This is a genomic window from Amycolatopsis pigmentata, from assembly GCF_042684065.1.
Lineage (GTDB): Bacteria > Actinomycetota > Actinomycetes > Mycobacteriales > Pseudonocardiaceae > Amycolatopsis_E > Amycolatopsis_E pigmentata.
Genome location: NZ_JBHUKR010000018.1, coordinates 73,330 through 83,844, shown reverse-complemented (window position 1 = coordinate 83,844; position 10,515 = coordinate 73,330). Strand labels below are relative to the sequence as shown.

The 10,515-nt window shown below is 64.5% G+C and carries 8 protein-coding genes; 5 read left to right on the top strand and 3 right to left on the bottom strand.

The window, feature by feature from the left end; translation table 11 throughout:
* Positions 1 to 345: 345 nt before the first annotated feature.
* From ACFSXZ_RS29315 to ACFSXZ_RS29300, 4 genes are all read left to right on the top strand, one after another.
* A complete protein-coding gene (locus ACFSXZ_RS29315) occupies positions 346 to 1,119 on the top strand; it encodes a type 1 glutamine amidotransferase (protein ID WP_378268487.1) in 774 nt (257 codons plus the stop codon).
* A gap of 87 nt (positions 1,120 to 1,206) precedes the next feature.
* Positions 1,207 to 4,194 (top strand): bifunctional [glutamine synthetase] adenylyltransferase/[glutamine synthetase]-adenylyl-L-tyrosine phosphorylase, encoded by a 2,988-nt coding sequence (locus ACFSXZ_RS29310; RefSeq protein ID WP_378268486.1) that lies wholly within the window; start codon positions 1,207 to 1,209, stop codon positions 4,192 to 4,194.
* 116 nt (positions 4,195 to 4,310) lie between these two features.
* Positions 4,311 to 4,745: an acyl-CoA thioesterase gene (locus tag ACFSXZ_RS29305; protein WP_378268484.1), complete on the top strand. Its 435-nt coding sequence runs from the start codon at positions 4,311 to 4,313 to the stop codon at positions 4,743 to 4,745.
* A gap of 816 nt (positions 4,746 to 5,561) precedes the next feature.
* A complete protein-coding gene (locus ACFSXZ_RS29300) occupies positions 5,562 to 6,251 on the top strand; it encodes an SDR family oxidoreductase (RefSeq protein WP_378268482.1) in 690 nt (229 codons plus the stop codon).
* Between the two features lie 303 nt (positions 6,252 to 6,554).
* On the opposite strand, the gene glnA is transcribed toward ACFSXZ_RS29300, so the two are convergent.
* Positions 6,555 to 7,979 (bottom strand): type I glutamate--ammonia ligase, encoded by a 1,425-nt coding sequence (glnA, locus tag ACFSXZ_RS29295; protein WP_378268480.1) that lies wholly within the window; start codon positions 7,977 to 7,979, stop codon positions 6,555 to 6,557.
* Between the two features lie 173 nt (positions 7,980 to 8,152).
* Between glnA and ACFSXZ_RS29290 the strand changes: the two genes are divergently transcribed.
* On the top strand, positions 8,153 to 8,638 hold the full coding sequence (locus ACFSXZ_RS29290; protein ID WP_378268479.1) for an RDD family protein: 486 nt from the start codon (positions 8,153 to 8,155) through the stop codon (positions 8,636 to 8,638).
* A 17-nt stretch (positions 8,639 to 8,655) separates the two neighbouring features.
* Here the strand turns inward: ACFSXZ_RS29290 and ACFSXZ_RS29285 are convergent, their stop codons facing one another.
* A complete protein-coding gene (locus tag ACFSXZ_RS29285; RefSeq protein ID WP_378268477.1) occupies positions 8,656 to 9,621 on the bottom strand; it encodes a hypothetical protein in 966 nt (321 codons plus the stop codon).
* Positions 9,622 to 9,750: 129 nt separating this feature from the next.
* Entirely contained in the window at positions 9,751 to 10,479 is a 729-nt protein-coding gene (locus tag ACFSXZ_RS29280; RefSeq protein WP_378268476.1) for a DUF4191 domain-containing protein, read from the bottom strand.
* Positions 10,480 to 10,515 lie beyond the last annotated feature (36 nt).

The following is a 10,515-nucleotide window of genomic DNA, read 5'->3' as shown; positions in this document are numbered from 1 at the left end:
ACCAGCGCCGATGGTACTGCACCCGACAGGGTGTGGGAGAGTAGGACACCGCCGAACACCAACCCCACAGGGGCCCGCTGACCACGCCACACCGGCGACCAGCGGGCCCCTTTTGTGTGTGCTTCCCACCCCGACCCGAACCAGAATCACCTCCCACCGCCACCACCACCCGACTCAAACGTGAGCAAGGTGGCTTTACTACGGATAGTCCGTAGTAAAGCCACCTTCCTCACGCTCAAGACCGTCCCGCGAGGCCCGACTGCTAGGAACAACTCCGCGGCTATCGCTCCTAGCCTCGGCCTGGCCGGCAGCGTGAAGCCGTCCGCGGTGCCCGCTCGACCGTCAATGTGGTCGTATCCTGGCTTGGTGAGTGCACCACGTCTGCTGATCATCCAACCTGATGAGTCCGGTCCGCTGGGGCCGCTAGGTGACTGGCTTACTGACTCGGGGGCGGAGCTCGAAGTCCGGCTACCCCCTGAGGACCCGGTTCCTGACGACCTCGGCGAGTATGCCGGTGTGGTTTGCCTCGGGGGTGGAATGAACACTGACGAAGAAGGCTCGCACCCCTGGATTCCGGCTGTTCGTGACCTGCTGGCCAAAGCGGCCCGCGGCGGCCTGCCCACACTGGGGATCTGTCTCGGTGCGCAGTTCCTCGCCGTCGCGACTGGTGGACGTGTCACGCCGGGCGAAAACGGACCCGAGGTCGGCGCCGGCTTGGTTTCGAAGAAGGACGCTGCCTGGACGGACCCGCTGTTCGCGGAGTTGCCGCTCATGCCGGACGTCATGCAATTCCATGGTGACGGTATAAGCGTGCTTCCCCCTGGTGCCGTGCTGCTGGCGTCGTCGCCCCGGTACCCGCACCAAGCGTTTCGGCTGCACCGGGCCGCCTATGGTGTCCAGTTCCACATCGAGACGACGCCGGAAATTGTCCAGGCTTGGGCCCGCGACGCGCCGACTATGTCCGCCGTCGCGAGGCCAGGAGCGTTCGACACCGAAACGCTCACGGCCGTGCACGCGGACATTGCCCAGACCTGGAGCCCATTCGCCGCTCGCTTCGTCAACCTTTGCGCCGGCACTCTCGACCCGTCGTCCCCGCGCCCTACCCTCCCGCTCGCCTAGCCAACCTTTGTGGAGGAAGGGGTGTTTACTACGGATCATCCGTAGTAAACACCCCTTCCTCCACCTGGGAGGCTACGGTGGAGGCTGATGCCAGAGCAGTCACGAGGTGCAGGGTCTCCCGCGCGGTACGGGCTGACCGACAGCCGAGCCGAAGAGTACTTGCGCGCCGCGGGATGGTGGGGCGCGACCGGTCCTGAGGGTTCGAGTCTCGATGTACTCACCGCGTTGTCGCGCTCGCCCGATCCGGACCTCGCCCTGCGAAGCTTCGACCGTCTCCGGGAATCAGAACCCACCGCTTGGCCACAGTTGGCTGACGCCCTCCGCATCAACCCGATCCTGAGGGGTCGCCTGTGCGGTGTCCTCGGCACTTCGACCGCGCTAGCCGATTTCCTTGTCAGCAACCCGGGCGAGTGGCGACGGCTGGCGAACGAGAAGAACACAGACGCTGAGTCCTACTCGACGGTGCTCCGTGCCGCGGTAATCGATGACGACGGTCCTGGAAAGGCGCGGACGAAGGGCGACGCGGAGTCAGCCCTGAAGACGGCCTATCGCGGCCTGCTGCTGGAGATAGCCGCCGACGACCTGGGACACGTCGTCGAAAGGCAACTTGACCAGCCCTCCTATATGGAAGTCACGCGGCACCTCACGACCCTTGCCGAGGCAGCGCTCGTCGCGGCATTGGACATCGCCCGTGCGGAGTTGCGGACAGACGACCCCTCCGAGACCAGGCTCGCCGTGATCGCCATGGGAAAGTGTGGCGGCCGAGAGTTGAACTACGTGAGTGACGTCGACGTCATCTTCGTGGCAGAAGGTGATCTCCAGGTCGCTACGAGACTTGCCAGAGCGATGATGCGGATCGTCGGCAATGCCTGTTTCGAAGTCGACGCGGCACTCCGGCCGGAAGGTAAGGCCGGAGCGCTCGTGCGAACTCTCGAAGGACACACCGCCTATTACGAAAAATGGGCGCGCACCTGGGAGTTCCAGGCACTCTTGAAAGCGCGGCCGGTCGCGGGCGACGCTGAACTCGGACGTCAGTACATCGACGTGGTGAAGTCGATGGTCTGGTCGGCCGCGGAGCGGGAAAACTTCGTCGCCGATGTGCAGCAAATGCGTCGGCGGGTCGAGAAACACGTACCGTCCGAACTGGTCGACCGTGAGCTCAAGCTGGGGCGCGGAGGACTCAGGGATGTCGAGTTCGCCGTGCAGTTGTTGCAGTTGGTCCATGGCCGAGCGGACGCGGAGATACGATCTTCTTCCACTGTCGATGCTCTTGCCGCATTGGGGGCCTGCGGCTATGTGGGGCGCGCGGACGCGGCAGAGTTGGAGACGTCGTATGAATTTCTGCGCATTGTCGAACATCGACTACAGCTCCGGCGATTACGGCGGACTCATCTGTTCCCTGAGACGTCGGATAAGGCCGAACTCCGTGTGCTGGCGCGTTCCATCGGAATCAAGGCAGGAGCCGACCGGAGTGCGGGCGATGTGCTGGTGGCTGAATTCCGGAAGCATGCCCAGCGTATTCGCCGGTTGCACGAAAAGCTGTTCTACCGGCCACTGCTGCAGGCCGTGGCGAGTGTACCGACTGAGGCTTTGCGCCTAACCACGAAGCAAGCGGCCAACCGGCTCGCCGCGCTCGGTTACGCGGCTCCGGACGGCGCGTTACGGCACATCAAAGCTCTGACTGCCGGCGTTTCGCGGCGTGCTTCCATCCAGCACGCCTTGCTTCCCGTCCTGTTGGACCTGTTGGCCGACACGCCGGATCCGGACGGCGGTCTGCTGTCGTACCGCAAGGTCTCGGAAGCGCTCGAGGAAACTCCTTGGTACTTGCGGGTTCTGCGTGACGAGGGCGCGGTTGTCGAACGTCTCGCGTTTCTGCTTGGCACGTCCAGACTTGTGCCTGAACTGCTGGCGCGCGCACCCGAAGTACTTCAGCTTCTCGGTGACCCGGCTCGGCTGGCGGGGCGTGATCCCGCCGAGGTCTCGAAGTCGCTGCGGGCCGCGGTTCGACGGCAGCCAGGCCTGAACGCGGCAGTGGCCGCGGCGCGTTCCTTGCGCCGGCACGAGATGTTGCGCGTGGCCGCGGCGGATCTGCTGGGGCTCATGGAGGTGCGAGCGGTTTGCGAGGCGCTGTCGAGTGTATGGGTAGCGGTGTTGCAGGGCACGCTTGCGACAGTCGTGGCGAGACGAAAAGCCGAACTCGACCGGGAACTCGCACGTATCTCGGTCATCGGAATGGGCAGGCTCGGCGGTGCGGAACTCGGGTACGGCTCCGACGCCGACATCCTGTTCGTGTGCGAGCCCTGCGAAGGGGTGGATGACAAGGACGCGGTCAAGTTCGCGTCGGGTGTGGCGGAAACAGTCCGAAAGTTGCTCGGCACGCCGAGTGCGGACCCGCCGCTTCAGGTCGACACGGATCTTCGGCCGGAGGGACGCGGGGGGCCGCTGGTTCGCACTTTGGACTCGTACCGTGCGTATTACGCACGGTGGGGCGAGGTCTGGGAGTCTCAGGCGTTGCTCCGCGCCCGTTTCATCGCCGGTGATATCGACCTGGGCGAACGGTTCATCGCCACGATCGACCCAATCCGCTATCCGGCTGGTGGCCTCGACGCCGTGCGGGCCCGTGAGGTGCGCCGGATGAAAGCCAGGGTGCAAACCGAGCGGATGCCGAAGGGGGCCGACCCTACTTTGCACACCAAGCTGGGCAGGGGCGGCTTGGCCGATGTCGAGTGGACGGTCCAACTGTTCCAGTTGCTCCACGCGCACGAGTTGCCTGCACTGCGGACGACATCGACACCGGGCGCGTTGACCGCGCTCGCGGACGCCGGCCTTGTGGATGCCGCGGATACGACGGCGCTCGCGGAAGCTTGGCTGCTCGCCACCCGCGTCCGTAACGCCACGATACTCGTGCGGGGCAAGGCCGCCGACCAGGTGCCGGGGACGGGCCGGGACCTCGCTGCGGTCGCGCGGGTGCTCGGCTACAGCGCGGATGACGATCCGGGGGAGTTTCTGGACGCATACCGGCGCACGACTCGCCGTGCCAACGCTGTTGTTGAGCGCATCTTCTACGACTCCTGACCTCCGCATCGGCGGCTTTGTGGAGGAAGGAGCGTTTGCTACGGATCATCCGTAGCAAACGCTCCTTCCTGCGACGGGGGTGCGGGAGGCGCGGCGGGCCTATCTACAGTGAGAGGGTGGCCAAGCGCGAACCGTTTCACGTCCAGATCAAGGTGCGGCACTACGAGTTGGACTCCCTCGGACATTTGAACCACGCGGTGTACCACTCATACGGGGAAGTCGCGCGGCTCGAAGCGATGGAGAAGGCTTCCGGCGGTCGAGACGGCTTGCGGGCCGAGAACCTGGCACCGGTGCTCCTCGAGTCGCACATCGTGTTCCGGCGCGAACTACGCCAGGGTGACGTGGTGGAAGTCACCTGCGAAATGAAGTTCGGAGAGGGAAAGACCTTCCACATCGCGAACAACATCTACAAACTTGACGGAACCCCGTCGGCCGAGATCACCTGTACAGCGGGGCTGATGGACCTTGAGCGGCGGCGCCTGGTCGAGGATCCCCGCGGTCGCTTCGAACGAGCTGGCATCGATCTGAAGGTGCTCACCACCGCAGACTGAGCGGGGGCCTTGCACAGCAGTGCACCGGAGAGATCTGGGCGCTTTCCTTCGTTTCTCACCGCACGAACCACACGAGTCGTCGGTATCGATGTGCCGATGACGATCTTGCGGCGGTCACCGAATGGGGTCGTGTTGGTGTGCTCTCTGGACCGGAGGCGCCGAACGATCCCTGTGAGAGCTTGGCCGAGCGGTCCGTATGTCCATTACGAGACCAAGGAGGCGCTTCTTTACGTGATCTGGCGCGAGGGTCACGAGGCGACGTTGAAACGGGTCCGCGATGCCTTCGCGCGTTCGGGACGGCCGGCTGTCCAACTTGCGGCTTATGGTGCGCGGTTTTGTGTTCGACCACGCCGAAGGTCATGTCCGCGCCAGAGTCGACAACAACGAGCGCGAGATCGAGGATCGGTTTCGCCAGGTCGTGGAGGCAGGACTGGGGGGCACGGGTTTTTCGACGAGCGACGTGCGCATGGCGGTGCGAGCGCCGGTGTCGATCGGCATCGACTGCGCAATGGTTCCGCGAGGGTGGGACCTCGGCAGCCGTGGTGGCAGCGCACTACGGCACTCTCGTGCCCCGGATGGTCGGCGCGCTAGCAGACCCGCGGACTCCCAACATGGTCCGGACGTGAGGCAGTGAAACACGCCAGGGTTCGCGCCATTGACATCGCGTGTGCCGACCCAGCATTGTAAGCGCGTGCCCAGAAACCTAAGCGCTCGCTTATTTTTCCCTGTCACCTTCACGCTGGGTTCCCGGACGGCGACCGTGGGACGTACTCGATGACGGAAATCACTTTCGGTTTCGCCGGCCGGACCGTCATCGTGACCGGCGCGGCGCGTGGGATCGGTCTCGCGGTGGCGCAGCGATTTCGGCAGGCCGACGCCCAGGTGGTGATGGTCGACCTTGATGGGGCCGAGGTCGAGGCCGCGGCTGATCGGATTGGCGCGATCGGCATCGGTGCCGACGTCAGTGACACGACGTCGGTCGACGGCGTTGTCACCGCCGCAGTGGAGCGCACCGGCCGCGTGGACGTGCTGGTGAACAATGCCGGGTTACTGCGTGACCGCGTGCTGTGGAAGCTGACTGACGACGATTGGCAACACGTGCTCGACGTGCACACCGGCGGCACGTTCCGCTTCACGCGCGCCTGTGTCCCCCACTTCCGTCAACAGCAGTACGGACGCATCGTCAACGTGACTTCCTACACGGGGCTTCGAGGTAACCGCGGGCAGGCCAACTACGCCACCGCCAAAGCTGGGATCATCGGCTTCACCAAGACAGCGGCCAAGGAACTCGCCGGATTCGGGGTGACGGTCAACGCGGTCTCGCCCAACGCCGCGACGCGCATGACTGCCACCATCCCCGAAGAAAAGATTCCCGATGTACTCGGGCCGATCGCGCGCTTCGCCGAACCGAGCGAGATCGCGACCGCCGTGTGCTTTCTCGCTTCGGAAGAGGCCGGCTACATCACGGGCACCGTGCTGCCGGTCGACGGCGGTCTTTCGATCTGACGAAGGACGTCATGCCTGGCCGGCGTGGCTGATGGACGCTACCGGCTTGATGTCGGCCTTGAGGTTCTCTCGCGACGCAGATCGCCGCAGTGGTGTCGGGTTGGGTGTGCGCTTCGACAGCGTCGGCGGCGAGCACCTCGATGCTGCGATGTGGGCAAGCTGATCTCGTCGGCCGCCACATCGTGGCTGGGATATCTGGGGCACAGGTCTGGCAGCGAGGCAGTGAATTGGAGGAAGGGGCGTTTGCTACGGATCATCCGTAGCAAACGCCCCTTCCTCCAACAATCACTAGCCGACGAACGGTTACACGTCGTAGTAGAGCGCAAACTCGTACGGGTGCGGGCGCAGACGAAGCGGGTCGATCTCGTTCTCGCGCTTCAACGAGATCCACGTCTCGATAACGTCGGGGGTGAACACGCCGCCTTCGGTCAGGAAGTCGTGGTCGGCCTCAAGGTTGTCCAGCACCGCGCCCAGGTCGGCAGGTACGAGCTTGACGTCCTTGGCCTCCTCGGGAGGCAGCTCGTAGAGGTCCTTGTCGATCGGATCCGCCGGCTCGATCTTGTTCTTGATGCCGTCGAGTCCCGCCATCACCATCGCCGCGAAGGCCAGGTACGGGTTTCCTGACGAGTCAGGGCAACGGAATTCGATCCGCTTGGCCTTGGCGTTGCTTCCCGTGATCGGGATGCGCACACACGCCGAACGGTTCCGCTGCGAGTACACCAGGCTGACCGGAGCCTCGAAGCCCGGCACCAGGCGGTGGTACGAGTTCACAGTCGGGTTCGTGAAGGCGAGCAGGCTCGGCGCGTGGGCAAGGATGCCGCCGATGTAGTGGCGGGCGGTGTCGGACAAGCCGGCGTAACCCGACTCGTCGTAGAACAGCGGCGAGCCGTCTTTCCACAGCGACTGGTGACAGTGCATGCCAGAGCCGTTGTCACCGTACAGCGGCTTGGGCATGAAGGTAGCCGTCTTCCCGGCGTTCCACGCGGTGTTCTTGACGATGTACTTGAACAGCTGAAGGTCGTCAGCAGCGTGCAGGAGCGTGTTGAACTTGTAGTTGATCTCGGCCTGCCCGGCAGTGCCCACCTCGTGGTGCGCCCGCTCGATCACGAAGCCGGAGCCCTGCAGCTTTTGCGTGATCTCGTCGCGAAGATCCGCGTAGTGGTCGACCGGCGGGACAGGGAAGTAACCGCCCTTGTACTTGGTCTTGTAACCGCGGTTGCCGCCTTCCTCATCCCTGCCGGTGTTCCACCAACCCTCGACGGAGTCGATCTCGTGGAAGGTGCCGTTCTCAGAGGAGTCGAAGCGGATCGAGTCGAAGATGTAGAACTCGGCCTCCGGCCCGAAGTACGCGGTGTCGGCGACGCCTGACTCGGCGATGTACTGCTCGGCCTTACGCGCGATGTTGCGGGGGTCCCGGCTGTACGCCTCACGCGTGAACGGGTCGTGCACGAAGAAGTTGATCGCGAGCGTCTTCTCCTTGCGGAACGGGTCGATCCGGGCGGTCGCCGGGTCGGGCAGGAGGAGCATGTCCGACTCGTGGATCGACTGGAAGCCGCGGACGGACGAGCCGTCGAAGGCAAGGCCTTCCTCGAACGCTTCGCTGTCAAAAGCCTTGGCGGGGACCGTGAAGTGCTGCATGACGCCCGGCAGGTCACAGAACCTGACATCGACAAACTGCACGTTCTCATCAGTGATGAGACGTTGGACATCGTCTGGAGTAGTGGACACCCTCTGTAACTCCTTCGTGGTCTTCGCCGGGGGCAGTACTCTCTTCGGCTCACGCTAAGAGGGCGGTGTTGCCCGACCGTCACCCGAATGTTTCGCGGACGTTAACGGGCGCGGAGGTCCCCTCTAGTGGACCAGAGCAGAACGGCTCTCCGCTACCCGCATACCCTGGACAGGTGGCGAAATGGACCGGTGAGTGGCTGTCCGGCGCCTTGGCAGGCCCAAGGGAGCACGACGATCCGCCCCCGCGGTGGCGAGGCGAACGCTGGGGGCTGCCGGAAAGCGGCAGTGGCTCGGTCGCCGGCGGTGGCGCGCGTGTACTCGCGCTCATCATTGATCTGGTGCTGGCGTCGTTGGTGACCTCCCTCTTCCTTCGTCCTGATTTCCAGAACCCGGCCTTGATGGAGTCCTACAACCTGTGGGCTGTCTGTGCATGGGTGGTGATCACGGTCGTGCCGGTCTCCTTCTTCGGCTTCACGCCCGGTATGGCCATCACCGGCATTCGGGTCGCCAGACTCGACGGCGCATCGATGGTCGGGGTGTGGCGTGCCCTCGTACGTGCCGCGATGACCTTTTTGATCATTCCTGCACTCATCCGCAACATCGACGGGCGCAGTTGGCACGATCGGCTGACCCGCACTGTAGTGGTGCGATTGCGCTGAGCCGGGACGCTTACCCGTCAAGCGGCCGGACGGGTGATCACCACGTCTACCTGCGGTGGAGGCCTGCCCACAGCCTGGTGGTACGCGCGGCGCAGATCATGAACGACCGTGAGTGGGCTGTCCCGCAGGTGCGACGGCAACACATGCACAACGACCACGCCTGCGGCTGTCAGCCTCGTGTGTTTCCGTACTGTCCGTTCGTAGTCCGCAGGGCCGAGATGGAACTCGAAGGAGTCGACCTCCATCGCCAGGCCCACTTCTTCCCAATAGGCGTCGGGAACGCCGAGCAGTTCTCCGTCGGAGGAGTAAACACCTGCGTTCCACTTGGGGTCCGGTAGTTGACTGCGTCTCACCACGGTCCGAGCCCAGGCCTCGGCGGCCGATCGGATACCCGCCTCCATCTCATACGTCACGCGTCGGGACAGCCCCGAACCGATCGTGCTTCCCTCGGCGATTTCTCGCTTGAGGTCACGGGGATCACACAGCCCTCGTTGGACAGCGTCAGCGATCATGGCACGCACCTCGTCCAGGTCAGTCATACGCCGAGCCGCGTCGAACAGAGCCCGGGCCAAAGGAACGACGGGCAGGCCGTCGATCTCGATGGGCTCCGGGAGATGCACGGTCCGCTCAACTGTGGCGAAACCCCAGGACGAGACACCTCTCTTGTGGGCAACCAGGACATGCACCCTCCGGTCGGCGGGAAGTCGTTTCACCCCATACATGCGTGCCGCTTCGATTCCGGTGAGCATCGCGCCGGGGCCGGCGTGCACCAATGCCGCGCGCCGGAGCTCCTGCCGGGTCAGGGTGCCGTTGCTGAAGACGATGACCCCGGGGATCGGCCGCTGCCAGGGTTTCCCAGGGCGACAACGAGCAGAAATGGTCGAATGGGACATGCCGAGCTCGACCAGCGCCTCGCGGGGAGCGACCCCGCCTGGGAACTGGTGGATGAGCGTTGCGTCCTCTACCGCGCATCTCCGTGGCATACGGTCATCATGCCGCTACCCACCGACAATTTTGGTGCTCGACCGAGGCGATGCATCTCGGAAAGCGATGAAGGGGTGTTTGCTACGGATCATCCGTAGCAAACACCCCTTCATGCCCTAAAAGCCAAGCTAGCGGCGGCGGAGGGTTCGCTGGACGTTGCGCATCTTCGCGCCTTGGGGCATGGGGCCCTTCGGCAGTGCCGCGCCCCGGTTGCCGAGCGCCGCGAGCTTGGCCTCGAGAGCGTCGACCTGGGCGGGCTTGAGGTTGCGAGGAAGCTTCATCAGATGCGGTTGGAGACGACGAAGGGGAATCTGCCCCTCGCTGTTGCCGACCACGATGTCGTAGATCGGGGTTTCGCCGACCAGTCGGGCCACGCGCTTCTTCTCCTGGGTCAGGAGATTCTTGACCCTGTGCGGCGCACCCTCGCCGACCAGGACGACTCCCGGTGCCCCGAGAACCCGGTGCACGGCGTCGAGTTGCGTGGTGGCCGCGACCGTCTGGGTCACTCGCCAGCGCCCACGCATGTTGTCCAACGCCCAAGCAGCGGCACCCGGCTGGCCATCCGCCTTCGTGAACACCGTCCGCTGCACACGCCGGCCGAACACCACGACGGCGAGAAGCACGCCGAGGATGATGCCGAGCGGGAGCAGAACCCACTGCATGTGGAAGATGAACCCGACTCCGAACACCACGCCCGCGACGACAAGGATCGAACCGAGCATCCACGGAATGAGCGCCTTGTCGTCGCGGCGCTGCATCTTGAACGCCTCGAAGATCTGGGCACGCCGAGCCTTGCCGGCCTGGCGCTTCTCCAGCTTGGCCTGCTTGGCAGCTTCTTTGTCCTGCTTTCCCGCCATATCCACCAGGATACGGGCGGGTGGCCACCCTCGAAC